Source organism: Streptomyces albicerus (genome assembly GCF_008905045.1).
GTDB lineage: Bacteria > Actinomycetota > Actinomycetes > Streptomycetales > Streptomycetaceae > Streptomyces > Streptomyces albicerus.
In genome coordinates this window covers 51,923-67,100 of sequence record NZ_VWMY01000030.1, presented here as the reverse complement: position 1 = coordinate 67,100, position 15,178 = coordinate 51,923, and the positions used below count along the sequence as shown (strand labels likewise).

Here is a 15,178-nt window from a genome sequence, read left to right as displayed (position 1 = left end):
GGGGCGCTACAGCCGGTGTCGAGAGCGCGACCGTGCTCAACCCTTCGGGCCTCCGCGCTCCCCCAGACTTCGTCCGGGGGTGCCCCCACACGTTCTCGACCGGCGCGCCCCTGCGGCTCACTCACGTGGCGCGTGGACAACGTTGTCAACTTCGCTGCGCAAGGTCCAGTAGGGAGTCAAGTGGCCAGTGATGTCAAGGGTGTTGAATGTGGCGTACGAGGGTAATGCTGACGGCCCGGCCGACGGTCCACTCGTGGGCTCACCTGTCGGCTTCCTGTTCGGGCGCTGATCGCCGCCTGATCGCTTCTTGTGCGATGAGCGCGCGGGCGGCTGATATTTCCGCGAGGTCTCACTTCGGGAAAGAGTGTCGGCCAACTGTGCATTCGATCTTGCTCAGCTGGCGGGAAGTGGACTATACCTGTCGGCGTCCGCCCCAGTCGTTCGACCGGTCGCGGGCAGGCAGAGGCCGGGGAGGCGAGGGGCACGGCGATCAAGGGGACCGCCGCGCATTCCCGCTGATCCCGGTATTTCAGGCACGATCCAGCTCTACTGACGTCCCCTCGCGGAAGCGCCGGGCATCCCGTCCGACCTGCTTTTCCTGCCGGGGGGCCGGGGGTTGTCCCCGGGTAATGCAGTACCAACCGCGGTGCCGGGGAGGGTCCGGTTCACCGCCTGAGTCCTGATGAAGGCGAGGACTTGAGCATGGGATCCACTTCCGCCCACAACAACCGTGAGGGTATCGGCCGCCGCGATCTGATCAAGCGGTCCGCTGCGCTCGGCCTGATTTCCGTACCCACGATGAGTTTCCTGTCGGCGTGTGCCAGTGGTGACAGCGGCAGCGACGAAAAGGTCGACAAGGGCAAGAAGACCAAGGAGAACCCGCTCGCCGTCAATGAGACCGCGTCGCTGGAGATCGTCATCTTCGACGGCGGTTTCGGCACGAAGTACGCCGAGGACGCCAAGGCGGTCTACGAGAAGAAGTTCCCCGACGCGAAGGTCAAGTTTTCCTCGACCCAGAAGATCCAGTCGGTCCTGCAGCCCCGCTTCAACCAGGGCACCCCGCCGGACCTGATCGACAACTCCGGTGCCGAGCAGATGGACATGGGCGTCCTCGTCGGCAAGAAGCAGCTCGCCGACCTCACGCCGCTGCTGGACGCGCCGTCCGTCGACGACCCGAGCAAGAAGGTCCGGGACACCCTGCGTCCCGGCATCGTCGAGATGGGCCAGTTCGACGGCGACCCGGTCTGGATCATGTACTACGCGTACACCGTCTACGGCGTGTGGTACTCCCAGAAGGCGCTGGACTCGCTCGACGCCACGTACCCGGAGACCTGGGACGACATGCTCGCGGTCTGCGCGAAGGCGAAGAAGAAGGGCATGGCGGGCTGGACGTACGCGGGCAAGCACCCGTACTACATCCCCTTCTCGCTCTACCCGATGATCGCCAAGGTCGGCGGCCGCGAGGTCCTCGACGCCATCGACAACCTCGAGCCGAACGCCTGGAAGCACCCGGCGGTCAAGACCTGCTTCGAGGCGTACTACGAGCTGTTCAAGAAGGGCTACATCCTCAAGGGCACCCCGGGCCTGGACCACATCCAGTCCCAGACCGCCTGGACCGAGGGCAAGGCGCTCTTCATCCCGAACGGCTCCTGGGTGGAGAACGAGGCGGCGAAGACCATGCCGAAGGACTTCAACCTCGCGGTGTCCGCGCCCACCGGCATCGACAGCTCGGACAAGATGCCGTTCGGCACCATCTGGGCGTCCGGCGGCGAGCCCTTCATCGTCCCCGCCAAGGCCAAGAACACCGACGGCGGCATGGAGCAGCTGCGCATCATGCTCAGCGAGGACTCGTCGAAGAACTTCACCTCGTCCGTCAAGTCGCTGACCGCGTTCAACGGCGGCACCGACGGCATCGAGCTGACCCCGGGTCTGAAGTCCGGTGTCGCGGCGCTGGAGAAGGCCGGCGACAACGTGGTCAACCCGCGTATCCAGGACTGGTACGTGGCGTTGCAGAAGGAGAAGATCGGCGTCGGCGGCCTCGGCGAGATGATGGCGGGGCGGCTCACGCCGGCCGAGGCCGTCAAGAAGATCCAGGCCTACGCCGACGATGCGGCCAAGGACGACACCATCCAGCACTACAAGCACCAGTGAGCGCGGCCGGGGCCCCGGGCGGTGACCGGGGCCCCGGCTCCAGGCCCTGTCTCCCCGATCTTCGCGGGCACACGACGCCTGGCACGGCACCTCGCCGCACGGCCGCATCACCCAAGTACGTCCAGTACGAGGGCGATGCGGCCGCACGCCGATGCACCGCACCAGACGCCGCGCGCTGATCCGCGAAGATCAGGGAGACAGGACCTGGATGTGCGGCATCGACGGCAGCTCCCGCGGGAAGATCGGGTCGGTAGGAATGCAACACGGTAAATACCGCTTCATCGTGGGGTTCTTGGCGGCCCCCCTGGCCATTTACAGCCTCTTCGTGATCTGGCCCTTCATCCAGTCCATCTACTATTCGTTCACGGACTGGAGCGGTCTGAGTCCCGAATTCAAGATGGTGGGCTTCGACAACTACACGAGAATGCTCGACGACGAGGTCTTCTGGAAGTCCTTCCAGCACAGCGTGCTGTTCGTCCTGCTGCTGCCCCTGGTGACGCTCACCTTGGCGCTGTTCTTCGCCTTCATGCTCAATGTCGGCGGGCGGCGCCGGAAGAACGCCGCGATCGCGGGCGTCCGCGGATCTTCCTTCTACAAGGTCGTCTACTTCTTTCCGCAGGTGCTGTCGATCGCGATCGTCGCCCTGCTCTTTCAGTTCGCCTACAACCCCAACAGCGGCGCACTGAACTCCGGGTTGAAGGCGGTGGGTCTGGACAGCGTCCAGCCCGACTGGCTCGGCGACCCCGACCTCGCCCTGTGGTGCGTCTTCGCGGTCCTCGTCTGGTGCACCGTCGGCTTCTTCGTGGTGCTCTTCTCCGCCGGAATGGCCTCCATTCCCAGGGACTACTACGAGGCCGCGCTGCTGGACGGCGCGAACCGCATCACCACGTTCTTCAAAATCACCCTGCCGCTGCTCTGGGACACCGTGCAGTCCGGCTGGGCCTATATGGGCATCCTGGCGCTCGGCGCCGAGTCCTTCGCGGTCGTGCAGATCATGACCGTGGGGCCGAACGGCGGTGGCCCCGACTATTCGACGACCGTCCTGCCGCTGTACGTCTATCAGAAGGCGTTCCGTGACGGACAGGCCGCCTACGCGACGACGATCGGTGTCGCCCTGCTCATCGTGACGCTGCTCTTCGTGGCTGTCGTGATGAGGCTGGGCCGGCGCGAGCGGCTGGAGTACTGATGCGGACCGAGCTGACCGAGCCGCGAGGAGGACACGAGTGATGACGACCGATACGCCTCCCGCCGAGACCGCCGAGGAGCGGCCGCCCGTCACCAAGACGACGGCGGTGCCCGGGCCGTTGGAGAAGCCCACCGAGGGCAGGACCCTCAACTTCTTCTCGCACGGCATGCTCATCCTCTGGGCGTTCATGGTCGTGCTGCCGCTGCTGTGGGCGGTGATGACCTCGTTCAAGACGGACCGGGACATCTTCAGCTCGCCCTGGGCGCTGCCCGACACACTGCACTTCGAGAACTGGTCGCGCGCCTGGACCGAAGCGAACATGAGCGACTACTTCCTCAACACCGTGATCGTGGTGGGGTTCTCGCTCGTCGGCACCATGCTGCTGGGCTCCATGGCGGCGTATGTCCTCGCGCGCTTCGAGTTCCCCGGGAACCGCTTCATCTACTTCCTCTTCATCGGAGGGATGAGCTTCCCGATCATCCTGGCGCTGGTTCCGCTGTTCTACGTCATGCAGAACCTTTCGCTGCTGAACACGCTGCCCGGACTGATCCTGGTCTACATCGCGTACTCGCTGCCGTTCACCGTGTTCTTCATGACGGCCTTCTTCCGTACGCTGCCGACCTCGGTGGCCGAGGCGGCCTTCGTGGACGGCGCCTCGCACACCAGGACGTTCTTCCAGGTGATGCTGCCGATGGCCAAGCCAGGTCTGATCAGCATCAGCATCTTCAACTTCCTGGGGCAGTGGAACCAGTACATGCTGCCGACGGTGCTCAACACCGAACCGGACCGGAAGGTGCTCACCCAGGGCCTCGTCCAGCTGGCCGTCAGCCAGGGCTACAAGGGCGACTGGTCCGGCCTCTTCGCCGGCCTCGTGATGGCGATGCTGCCGGTGCTCGCCGCGTACATCATCTTCCAGCGCCAGGTCGTACAGGGACTGACGGCGGGCGCCCTCAAGTAACGGTTCGGCCGTCGGTTCGGTTTGCGAGGGTGGTCCCGGAATGAGGCCGGGGCCACCCTGGTGTGTGCGGGCACCGGCATGCGCCCCTCTGCTCAACCTCTTGACGGGAGGCAGCCCAAACGGCTCAGCTTAGAGTTCACTAGTTGGACATAGACGGGGTCTCACCGAGGCGACCCCGTACGCAGGAGGTCGTCGTGGAGACTCCGGGGTCGCAGTCGTCGCTGCACCGAGCAAATCTCGAGCGGGTCGTACGCGCCGTACGCCTGGCCGGATCGCTCACGCAGGCAGAGATCGCGAGGACGACGGGCCTGTCCGCGGCCACGGTCTCCAACATCGTCCGGGAGCTCAAGGACGGCGGAAAGGTCGAGGTCACACCCACCTCGGCAGGCGGCCGAAGGGCCCGCAGCGTCAGCCTGAGCGGCGACGCCGGCATCGTGATCGGCGTCGACTTCGGGCATACGCATTTGCGCGTCGCGATCGGAAATCTCGCCCACCAGGTGCTGGCCGAGGAGTCCGAGCCGCTCGACGTGGACGCCTCCGCCGCCCAGGGCTTCGATCGCGCGGAACAGCTGGTCAGCCGTCTGATCGCGGCCACCGGCGTGGACCGTACGAAGATCACGGGCGTCGGCCTCGGCGTGCCGGGGCCGATCGACGTGGAGTCCGGGACGCTCGGCTCCACCGCGATCCTGCCGGGCTGGACCGGCACCAAGCCCGCCGAGGAGCTGGGGGGACGCCTCGGCGTACCGGTGCACGTGGACAACGACGCCAACCTCGGCGCCCTCGGCGAACTCGTCTGGGGAAGCGGCAGGGGCGTCAGGGACCTGGCGTACATCAAGGTCGCGAGCGGTGTCGGCGCCGGACTCGTGATCAACGGCAAGATCTATCGCGGCCCGGGTGGCACAGCGGGAGAAATCGGGCATATTACTCTTGATGAGTCCGGCCCGGTCTGCCGGTGTGGCAACCGCGGCTGCCTGGAGACGTTCGCGGCGGCGCGCTATGTGCTGCCGCTCCTCCAGTCCAGCCACGGCACGGACCTGACCATGGAAGGTGTCGTACGGCTGGCACGGGACGGAGACCCTGGTTGCCGTCGGGTGATCGCCGACGTCGGCCGACACATCGGCAGTGGAGTCGCCAATCTCTGCAACTTGCTCAACCCGAGCCGTGTGGTGCTCGGCGGTGATCTCGCCGAGGCCGGAGAGCTCGTACTAGGACCCATCAGGGAGTCCGTCGGCCGCTATGCGATCCCCAGTGCGGCACGTCAACTATCCGTTCTGCCAGGGGCACTTGGCGGTCGGGCGGAGGTCCTCGGGGCGCTCGCTCTCGCTCTCAGCGAGATGGGCGATTCAACCCTTTTGGACGGATCGCTTGCCGCGGCCACACCTGCCTTCACTTAGAGAACGGATGGCACCGTTGCCATCTCGTTAAGGATTTACTTCTTGACGTCGCACTTGTGGCCGAGTTGACTTCCAGCCACCTCGGCCGCAACGTCGCGGCCTCGTCAGGGAGGTTTCTGAAGTGAACACGCGTATGCGCCGCGCCGCCTTTGCCGTTGCAGCAGGTGCGATGGCCGTCTCGCTGGCTGCCTGTGGCAGCGCCGAGGAGTCCGGCGACAACGGCGACTCCACGAAGACCGCCGCCAAGGGCGACAACATCAAGGTCGGTCTCCTCCTTCCGGAGAACCAGACCGCCCGGTACGAGAAGTTCGACAAGCCCCTGATCGAGAAGAAGGTCAAGGAGCTCACGAACAACAAGGGCGAGATCGTCTACGCCAACGCCAAGCAGGACGCCACCACGCAGTCCCAGCAGGTCGACACGATGATCACCAACAAGGTCGACGTGCTGATCGTGGACGCGGTGGACTCCAAGGCCATCGCCAGCGGGGTGAAGAGGGCCAAGGACGCCGGCATCCCCGTCGTCGCGTACGACCGTCTCGCCGAGGGCCCGATCGACGCCTACACCTCCTTCGACAACGAAGAGGTCGGCCGCGTCCAGGGCAAGGCGCTCCTGGAGGCCCTGGGCGACAAGGCCAAGCCCTCCGCGAAGATCGTCATGATGAACGGCGCGGTCACCGACCCGAACGCCGCCCTCTTCAAGAAGGGCGCGCTCTCCGAGCTCGACGGCAAGGTGGACATCGCCAAGTCGTACGACACCAAGGAGTGGAAGCCGGAGAACGCCAACGCCAACATGGAAGGCGCGATCTCCTCGATCGGCAAGAACAACATCGTCGGCGTCTACTCCGCCAACGACGGCATGGCGGGCGGCATCATCACCGCCCTGAAGGCCGCGGGCGTCACCCCGCTCCCGCCGGTCACCGGCCAGGACGCCGAGCTCGCCGGTGTGCAGCGCATCGTCACGGGTGAGCAGTACATGAGCGTCTACAAGCCCTACCCGCAGGAGGCGGACGTCGCCGCGGAGATGGCCGTCGCGCTCGCCAAGGGCGAGAAGCTCGACTCCATCGCCAAGGACTCCGTCGACAGCCCGACCACCAAGGGCGTCCCGTCGGTGCTCGTCCCGGTCGTCTCGCTGACCAAGGACAACATCAACGACACCGTCATCAAGGACGGCATCTACACGGTCAACGAGATCTGCACCGCCAAGTTCAAGGCGGCCTGCGCCAAGGTCGGCCTGAACTAGGCAACCGCAAGTCCCTTCCCGCGTACGGGAATTCGCTCTTGAATTCCCGTACGGGGCTTGAATTCCGGTAAGGGACTCGCGCACTCGAAGCCCCTCCGGCGCCCCGCAACCACCAGCCCCGCAAGCTAGGGCGGGGCGCCGGACGGAACAACTTCACCCCCCAAACTCTTCTGCACAACCTCCCGCCGGGTCAGGCGGCGAAGGAGATGGTTCACGTGTCCGCTACGCCTGTTCTGGCGTTGCGCGGGGTCTCCAAGCGGTTCGGTGCCGTCCAGGCGCTCACCGACGTAGAGCTCGAGGTCCACGCCGGCGAGGTGGTCGCCCTGGTCGGCGACAACGGCGCCGGAAAATCCACGCTGGTCAAGACGATCGCCGGCGTGCACCCCATCGATGAGGGCGTCATCGAATGGGACGGCAAGACCGTCCAGATCAACAAGCCACACGACGCCCAGAACCTGGGCATCGCGACCGTCTACCAGGACCTCGCGCTGTGCGACAACATCGACGTCGTCGGCAACCTCTACCTGGGCCGCGAAGTGAAGAAGCGCGGCGTCCTGGACGAGGTCGAGATGGAGCGCCGCTCCCTCGAACTGCTCCAGACGCTGTCGATCCGCATCCCCAGCGTGCGCATTCCGATCGCCTCCCTCTCCGGCGGTCAGCGCCAGACGGTGGCCATCGCCCGCTCCATGCTCGGCGAGCCCAAGCTGGTCATCCTCGACGAGCCCACCGCGGCCCTCGGCGTCGAGCAGACGGCCCAGGTCCTCGACCTGGTCGAGCGGCTGCGCGAGCGCGGCCACGCGGTCCTCCTCATCAGCCACAACATGGCCGACGTGAAGGCCGTCGCCGACAAGGTGGCCGTGCTCCGGCTCGGCCGCAACAACGGCGTCTTCGAGGTCAAGACCACCTCGCAGGAAGAGATCATCTCCGCCATCACCGGTGCCACGGACAACGCCGTGACCCGTCGTGCGGCGCGCGGTAACGGGGAGGTTCAGAAGTGAGCATCGACAAGACCTCTGTTTCGCCGGAGGACGAGCACATCGTCGAGAACCCCGAGGCCGCCGCGGGCGCCGACGTCGCCGTCGACCCCCGGCTGCTGGTGCGCGAGCGCGGCTTCGCCGGCTACTTCGACGAGTTCAAGCGCAAGATGCGCGCCGGTGACCTGGGCTCCATCCCGGTCGTCATCGGCCTCATCGTCATCTGCGTCATCTTCCAGAGCCTCAACTCGGCCTTCCTCTCCGCCGAGAACCTCAACAACATCGCCGTCGCGATGGTCGCCACCGGCATGATGTCCGTCGGCATCATCTTCGTGCTGCTGCTCGGCGAGATCGACCTGTCGGTCGGCTCGGTCAGCGGTGTGGCGGGCGCCATCATGGCCGTCCTCAGCGTCACGCACGGCGTGAACGAGTGGCTGGCCGTGCTCATCGCCCTCGCCGGCGGCGCGGCCATCGGCGCGATGCACGGCTTCTTCTTCGCCAGGATCGGTGCGCCCGCGTTCGCGGTCACCCTGGCCGGCCTGCTGTTCTGGCTCGGCTTCATGCTCCAGATCCTGGGCGAGAACGGCACGATCAACATCGACGGCGACGGCGTGGTCGGCAAGCTGACCACGTACTACTTCTCGGACGTCGCGGCCGCCTACGGTCTCGCGATCGCGGCGGTGGCGCTCTTCTTCGTCACCTCCTTCCTGGACAGCCGCCGTCGCGAGGCCGCGGGCATCCCGGCCCGGCCGCTCGTCGACATCGTGGTGCGCACCGTGGTGCTCGCGGTCATCGCCTTCGCCGCCGCGATCATGTTCAACCAGTACAAGGGTCTGCCGCTGGCGCTGCTGCTGTTCGTCGTGGTCCTGGTCGTGTCCGACTTCGTGCTGCGCCGCACGGGCTACGGCCGCAAGATCTTCGCGCTCGGCGGCAGCGTGGAGGCGTCCCGGCGTGCGGGTATCAACGTCACGGCGGTACGGATCTCCGTGTTCGCCATCGCGGGGTTCTTCGCGGCGGTGGGTGGTCTGTTCTGGGCCTCGAAGATCGCCGCGGCCAACCAGAGTGCCGGTGCGGGTGACCTTCTGATGAACGTCATCGCGGCGGCCGTCATCGGTGGTACCAGCCTCTTCGGTGGGCGTGGGCGTACGTGGAACGCGCTGCTCGGTGTCATGGTGATCACCTCGATCCAGTACGGGCTTGCTCTTGAGGGGATCGCTACGCCGGTCGTGTACATGGTCACCGGTGGTGTGCTGCTCGCCACGGTGGTCATCGACTCGATCACCCGTAAGACCCAGAAGACCGCGGGGCGCGCGTAATGCTGTGACCTGCGCGTCCGTTGTGGCTGGTCGCGCAGTTCCCCGCGCCCCTTAGGGGCGCACGAGTGCCCGGTGCCCGTGGAGGCGCCGGGCACCTTTGTGTGTCCGCATGCGTTTGGTGGCGGGGAGTTTGGGCGAGATGTTTTACGGCCGATCGCGTGACGTACGACGCACAGCCCGGGCGTCGCCGTGAAAGGCGGAACATTAGACTCGACAGGCCCGGCAAAGCTCGATCAGCTCTACTGCAAGGAGGCACGGGTGCCGCTGCTGACCCGCATCAGGGGACCGCGCGATCTGGACCGGCTCAGCCTGGAGCAGCTGGACCAGCTGGCCGGCGAGATCAGGACCTTCCTCGTCGACGCGGTCTCCAAGACCGGCGGCCACCTCGGCCCCAACCTCGGTGTCGTCGAGCTGACCATCGCCCTGCACCGCGTCTTCGAGTCGCCGCAGGACCGGATCCTGTGGGACACGGGCCACCAGTCGTACGTCCACAAGCTGCTCACGGGCCGCCAGGACTTCTCGAAGCTGAAGATGAAGGGCGGCCTGTCCGGCTACCCCTCGCAGGCCGAGTCCGAGCACGACGTCATCGAGAACTCGCACGCCTCCACCGTCCTCGGCTGGGCCGACGGCCTCGCGAAAGCCAACGAGGTCCTGCGTAAGGACGACCATGTCGTCGCCGTCATCGGCGACGGAGCCCTCACCGGCGGCATGGCCTGGGAGGCGCTCAACAACATCGCCGACGCCAAGGACCGCCCGCTCGTCATCGTCGTCAACGACAACGAACGGTCGTACGCACCCACGATCGGCGGCCTCGCCAACCATCTGGCGACCCTGCGCACCACCGACGGCTACGAGCGCTTCCTGGCCCGCGGCAAGGACCTCCTGGAGCGCACGCCCGTCGTCGGCAAGCCCCTCTACGAGACCCTGCACGGCGCCAAGAAGGGCCTCAAGGACTTCATCGCCCCGCAGGGCATGTTCGAGGACCTGGGGCTCAAGTACGTCGGTCCCATCGACGGCCACGACATCGAGGCCCTGGAGTCGGCGCTCGCCCGCGCCAAGCGCTTCGGCGGCCCGGTCATCGTGCACTGCCTCACCGAGAAGGGCCGCGGCTACCAGCCCGCCCTCCAGGACGAGGCCGACCGCTTCCACGGCATCGGCCCCATCCACCCCGACACGGGCCTGCCGATCAAGGCCTCGGGCGCCGACTGGACCTCCGTCTTCGGCGAGGAGATGGTCAAGCTCGGCAAGGAGCGCGAGGACATCGTCGCCATCACGGCCGCGATGCTGCAGCCGGTCGGCCTGAAGAAGTTCGCGGACGCCTTCCCGCACCGCATGTACGACGTCGGCATCGCCGAGCAGCACGGCGCCGTGTCCGCCGCGGGCCTCGCCACCGGCGGACTGCACCCCGTCTTCGCCGTCTACGCGACCTTCCTCAACCGCGCCTTCGACCAGGTCCTGATGGACGTGGCCCTGCACAAGTGCGGTGTCACCTTCGTCCTCGACCGGGCAGGCATCACCGGCACCGACGGCGCCTCCCACAACGGCATGTGGGACATGTCGATCCTCCAGGTCGTCCCGGGCCTGCGCCTTGCCGCGCCGCGCGACGCCGACCAGGTCCGCGCCCAGCTGCGCGAGGCCGTCGAGGTCACCGACGCACCGACCGTGGTCCGCTTCTCCAAGGGCGCGGTCGGCCCCGCCGTACCCGCCGTGGGCCGGATCGGCGGCATGGACGTACTGCGCGAGCCGGGTACCGACGCCCCGGACGTGCTCCTCGTCTCCGTCGGCGCCCTCGCGCCCATGTGCCTGGAGATCGCCGGCCTCCTCGACAAGCAGGGCATCACCACGACCGTCGTCGACCCGCGCTGGGTCAAGCCCGTCGACGAGGCCATCGCCCCGCTCGCAGAGCAGCACCGCGTCGTCGTCACCGTCGAGGACAACTCGCGGGTCGGCGGCGTCGGTTCGGCGGTCTCCCAGGCCCTGCGCGACGCGGGCGTGGACGTACCGCTGCGCGACTTCGGCATCCCGCCGCGCTTCCTCGACCACGCCTCCCGCAAGGAGGTCATGGCCGAGATCGGACTGACCGCACCGGACATCGCCCGGCAGGTCACCGGCCTCGTCTCGAAGCTCGACGGCCGGTTCGAGCAGCCCCACGCCTCGGTGGAGCCCGCCCGCGACTGAGAGCCTGTGTCACCTGCAAGTGGGCCGGTTTCAACACCCGTTACGGTGGTGAAACCGGCCCATTCGCGTGAATCCCCACGTGCCGGGGCATACGGACTACGCCCCCTCTCGATCATGTCGAGGACGCCAAGCGTGGGAGGTAAGCCCGTGAGCAGCACCCTCTTCAGGACGAAGAAGGTCGAGCAGTCCATCCTGGACACAGAGGAACCGGAGCACGCGCTCAAGAAATCCCTGTCAGCCCTGGATCTGACGGTCTTCGGCGTCGGTGTCATCATCGGCACCGGCATCTTCGTTCTCACCGGCACGGTCGCCAAGAACAACGCCGGCCCCTCCGTAGCCCTGGCCTTCGTCGCGGCCGGGGTCGTCTGCGCGCTCGCCGCGCTCTGCTACGCCGAGTTCGCGTCCACGGTCCCGGTGGCCGGATCGGCGTACACCTTCTCGTACGCCTCCCTCGGTGAACTGCCCGCCTGGATCATCGGCTGGGACCTCGTGCTGGAGTTCGCGCTCGGCACGGCGGTGGTCGCCGTCGGCTGGTCCGGCTACATCGCCTCGCTGATGGACAACGCGGGGTGGCAGCTGCCGGAGGCGCTCAGCGGGAGAGAGGGGGCCGACGGCTTCGGCTTCGACATCCTCGCCGCCGCCCTCGTCCTCGTGCTCACCGGCATCCTCGTGCTCGGCATGAAGCTCTCCGCGCGGATCACCTCGCTCGTCGTCGCCATCAAGGTGACCGTCGTCCTGGTCGTGATCATCGCCGGGGCATTCTTCATCAAGGGCGACAACTACAAGCCCTTCATCCCGGACTCCGTGCCGGTGCCGGCCGGCGACGATCTCCAGTCCCCCCTCATCCAGCTGATGTTCGGCTGGGCGCCCGGCAACTTCGGGGTGATGGGCATCTTCACGGCCGCCTCCGTCGTCTTCTTCGCCTTCATCGGCTTCGACGTCGTGGCCACGGCCGCGGAGGAGACCAGGAACCCGCAGCGGGACATGCCACGCGGCATCCTCGGCTCGCTCCTCATCTGCACCACGCTGTACGTCGCCGTGTCGGTCGTCGTGACCGGTATGCAGCACTACTCCGAACTGTCCGTGGACGCCCCGCTGGCCGACGCGTTCAAGGCCACCGGACATCCCTGGTACGCGGGCTTCATCAGCTTCGGCGCCGCCGTCGGCCTCACGACGGTCTGCATGATCCTGCTCCTCGGCCAGACCCGGGTCTTCTTCGCGATGAGCCGCGACGGACTGCTGCCGCGCTTCTTCTCCCGCGTCCACCCGCGCTTCAAGACCCCGCACCGGCCCACCATCCTGCTCGGTGTCATCATCGCGATCGTCGCGGGCTTCACCAGCCTGAGCGAACTCGCCGAACTGGTGAACATCGGCACTCTCTTCGCCTTCGTCGTCGTCGCGATCGGCGTGATCACCCTCCGCCGCACCCGCCCCGAGCTGCACCGCTCCTTCCGCACCCCGCTGGTGCCGTTCCTGCCGATCGTGTCCGTCCTCGCCTCGCTGTGGCTGATGCTCAACCTGCCCGCCGAGACCTGGGTGCGGTTCGGCATCTGGATGGCGATCGGCTTCTTCGTGTACTTCCTGTACGGCCGCTCCCACAGCCGCCTCGGACGGCACGAGGAGACCACGGTCGGCCAGATCATGAAGCCGCCGCGCGGAGACGCCCAGTAGTCAATCCTCGCAACGCCCCGGCCCCGTATGTCCCGCTTCGGCGGAGAATGCGGGGCCGAATAGCGTCCTCTACACAGTTCCGGCTACGGCTGTGGAACCCGGACGAGGGCTATCTCGCCGTCCAGGCACGGCTGTTGGCGAGCGGCCCAACTGCTGACCGCGGTACTGCTCGCCTCGCTGGCCCGGCGCCGCTGGGGCGACGGCGCCTGGCCGGTCTTCCCCGACGAACTGACCGCCGACGCCCCGGCCCTCGTCGTCGACGACTCCCGGGGCAAGCCGTACGCACCGGAACGGGTGCCGTCGCTACGGAGACTGCTGGCGGCCGGGTACGAGCAGGTGGAGGTGGTGGACGGTGCGGTGCTGTACGCACGCGTGAGGTGAGGGGGCTACGGCCCTGAGGGTGCTAGGGACTTGAGGAAGTCAGGGGCTTGAGGAAGTCATGGGCGGACGGTCCGTGGACCCGTGACCTCCGCGCCCAACGCGCCCACCCTGCGTCGTAGTTCACGGTCCGCCGTGACCACCAGGCGCGGGCGGTCCGCGGCCTCGGCGGCCAGCTCCACGATGCGGTCGTCGCCACTGCCGGGCGCCGCGTCGACCCGTACTCCCGGCACGGAGGTCACTCCGCGGGCGGCTCCCTCGACTACGAGGACGACTTCCAGGGGACCCGGGTGTTCCGGAAGCCCTTGCGTGGCGTACGGGACGAGCAGGTCTCTCAGGCGCTCCGCGGCTCCCCGGCGGTCGCGCCACCAGCCGTCGGGCACGGACCCGACCACATTGGCGGCGTCGACGATCAGGAGAAGCGGGGCGTCCATGAGGCCAGGGTCGCACGAAGGCGGATCACGCGGCCCGATTAGAATAGGGGAGTGTCAATGGTCCGCACAGTGAACGGCGACTGGCTCATACGCGGCCGGGACGGCCGGCTCAGCGCCTACGCTCCGCGGGAGGAAGCGGTGTGGTGCTGGGCCGAGCAGCACCCGGGCGGCCCCTGGACGGCTCCTCGCACGGTGGGCGGCGACCAGCGCGTCCACCCGGTGCTCGCCGTGGGCCAGGGAGCCGACGGTTACGCCCATCTCGTCTCCTGGCGTCCAACGGGAGCCGAGGAAGCGGGACTCGTCCACTCCACCCACTTCCGGCCGCATCTCGCCGCGCTCGACTGGAACCGGCTCGGGCACCCCAACCAGAAGGGCAAGGCGACGGGCGTACCGGCCGTCACGGTCGACGCGCAGGGCCGGGCCCACGTCTTCGTACGCAACAGGGGCGGCGGCGTCAGTATGCGCGGCCAGAAGGAGCGCGGCGGCTGGGGTCCGTGGCGCGACCTCAAGGGCCGTGAGGTCGAGGGCGAACTGGCCGCCGTGACCCGGGCGGCCGGGCTCGTCGAACTGTACGCGGCCTCACCGGCGGGCATCCTGCGCTGGACCCAGGCGGGCCCTGGCCACATCCCCGCGCTGGACGAGGAACCGCTGAAGGTGGCGGCGCGACCGGGCACCCTGCGGGCTCTCGCCACCTCCGAAGACCACGTGACCCTCTTCTTCACGGACGAGACGGACACCGTGTGCGCCTGGCGGGCCGGCAGCGAGCCCGTCCCCCTCATCACCTGCGTCGGACCGGGACCGGTGTCCGCGATCCGCTGCCGCCTCGACGACGTCGACTGCACGCTCCTCGCCCAGCGCTCCGCGAGCGGCCGTATCGCCTTCGCCGCCTACCCGACCGAGCAGGAGTACGCCGGCGCCTGGTGGACCGAGTCGGGCCCCCAACTCCCGGCGGACGTACAGCTGTCACTGGCCGAGGACAACGAGGGCCGGGTGGTCGCAGCCACACTCCACCCGGACAACGGCCAACTCCTGACCACCCGCCGGAAGGACGAGCCGGGGCTGGCCCTGGAGGCATGGCGGGCGGTGTGAACCTCTAGCCGGTCGGACGTGTGAGGACGAGGCCGTCTGGGCCGTTCTCCCACCCACGCGGGTCATCGCGCCCGCCCGCGTCAGCTCCCGTCCATCCAGCCGGTCCGGCGTGTGAGGACGAGGCTGTCCAGACCGTTTTCCCACCCACGGGGGTCATCCCGTCCACCCGCGTCAGAACTCGTCCACCCAGCCCGTCCGGCGCTTGAGGA

At 67.6% G+C, this 15,178-nt stretch carries 11 protein-coding genes; 10 read left to right on the top strand and 1 reads right to left on the bottom strand.

Going from position 1 to position 15,178, the window contains the following annotated elements; genetic code table 11:
* Positions 1-702: 702 nt before the first annotated feature.
* The 9 genes from ngcE to GAS53_RS26825 all read left to right on the top strand — a co-directional run bounded on the left by ngcE (position 703) and on the right by GAS53_RS26825 (position 13,068).
* Positions 703-2,151 (top strand): N-acetylglucosamine/diacetylchitobiose ABC transporter substrate-binding protein, encoded by a 1,449-nt coding sequence (gene ngcE / locus GAS53_RS26870; RefSeq protein ID WP_151480289.1) that lies wholly within the window; start codon positions 703-705, stop codon positions 2,149-2,151.
* 256 nt (positions 2,152-2,407) lie between these two features.
* Complete coding sequence (locus GAS53_RS26860) at positions 2,408-3,337, top strand: carbohydrate ABC transporter permease (RefSeq protein ID WP_151480288.1); 930 nt, start codon at positions 2,408-2,410, stop codon at positions 3,335-3,337.
* Between the two features lie 37 nt (positions 3,338-3,374).
* Positions 3,375-4,295 carry a carbohydrate ABC transporter permease gene (locus tag GAS53_RS26855; protein ID WP_404829295.1) on the top strand — a complete coding sequence of 307 codons (921 nt, stop codon included), beginning with the start codon at positions 3,375-3,377 and terminating at the stop codon, positions 4,293-4,295.
* A 194-nt stretch (positions 4,296-4,489) separates the two neighbouring features.
* The gene (locus GAS53_RS26850; RefSeq protein WP_151480286.1) at positions 4,490-5,689 is read left to right on the top strand and encodes an ROK family transcriptional regulator; all 1,200 of its coding nucleotides are present in this window, start codon (positions 4,490-4,492) and stop codon (positions 5,687-5,689) included.
* Between the two features lie 133 nt (positions 5,690-5,822).
* Complete coding sequence (locus tag GAS53_RS26845; RefSeq protein ID WP_151480339.1) at positions 5,823-6,929, top strand: ABC transporter substrate-binding protein; 1,107 nt, start codon at positions 5,823-5,825, stop codon at positions 6,927-6,929.
* A gap of 206 nt (positions 6,930-7,135) precedes the next feature.
* Positions 7,136-7,927: an ATP-binding cassette domain-containing protein gene (locus tag GAS53_RS26840; RefSeq protein WP_192583296.1), complete on the top strand. Its 792-nt coding sequence runs from the start codon at positions 7,136-7,138 to the stop codon at positions 7,925-7,927.
* Entirely contained in the window at positions 7,924-9,219 is a 1,296-nt protein-coding gene (locus GAS53_RS26835) for a sugar ABC transporter permease (RefSeq protein ID WP_151480284.1), read from the top strand. The genes GAS53_RS26840 and GAS53_RS26835 overlap by 4 nt, the downstream gene beginning before the upstream one ends.
* Positions 9,220-9,477: 258 nt before the next feature.
* Positions 9,478-11,397 carry a 1-deoxy-D-xylulose-5-phosphate synthase gene (gene dxs / locus GAS53_RS26830; RefSeq protein ID WP_151480283.1) on the top strand — a complete coding sequence of 640 codons (1,920 nt, stop codon included), beginning with the start codon at positions 9,478-9,480 and terminating at the stop codon, positions 11,395-11,397.
* A 147-nt stretch (positions 11,398-11,544) separates the two neighbouring features.
* Positions 11,545-13,068 carry an amino acid permease gene (locus GAS53_RS26825; protein WP_151480282.1) on the top strand — a complete coding sequence of 508 codons (1,524 nt, stop codon included), beginning with the start codon at positions 11,545-11,547 and terminating at the stop codon, positions 13,066-13,068.
* A gap of 437 nt (positions 13,069-13,505) precedes the next feature.
* Here GAS53_RS26825 and GAS53_RS26820 read toward each other — a convergent pair whose 3' ends face one another.
* Entirely contained in the window at positions 13,506-13,880 is a 375-nt protein-coding gene (locus GAS53_RS26820; protein ID WP_151480281.1) for a PIN domain-containing protein, read from the bottom strand.
* Between the two features lie 69 nt (positions 13,881-13,949).
* On the opposite strand from GAS53_RS26820, the gene GAS53_RS26815 reads away from it, so the two are divergent.
* Positions 13,950-14,969, top strand: coding sequence for a hypothetical protein (locus GAS53_RS26815; protein WP_151480338.1), 1,020 nt, complete (start codon positions 13,950-13,952; stop codon positions 14,967-14,969).
* The last annotated feature ends 209 nt before the right edge of the window (positions 14,970-15,178 follow it).

Bases quoted from the DNA above. Each gene is read 5' to 3' on its own strand.
- ngcE (WP_151480289.1), top strand. From the start codon at position 703: ATGGGATCCACTTCCGCCCACAACAACCGTGAGGGTATCGGCCGCCGC.
- GAS53_RS26860 (WP_151480288.1), top strand. From the start codon at position 2,408: ATGCAACACGGTAAATACCGCTTCATCGTGGGGTTCTTGGCGGCCCCC.
- GAS53_RS26845 (WP_151480339.1), top strand. From the start codon at position 5,823: ATGCGCCGCGCCGCCTTTGCCGTTGCAGCAGGTGCGATGGCCGTCTCG.
- GAS53_RS26840 (WP_192583296.1), top strand. From the start codon at position 7,136: ATGGTTCACGTGTCCGCTACGCCTGTTCTGGCGTTGCGCGGGGTCTCC.
- GAS53_RS26820 (WP_151480281.1), bottom strand. From the start codon at position 13,880: ATGGACGCCCCGCTTCTCCTGATCGTCGACGCCGCCAATGTGGTCGGG.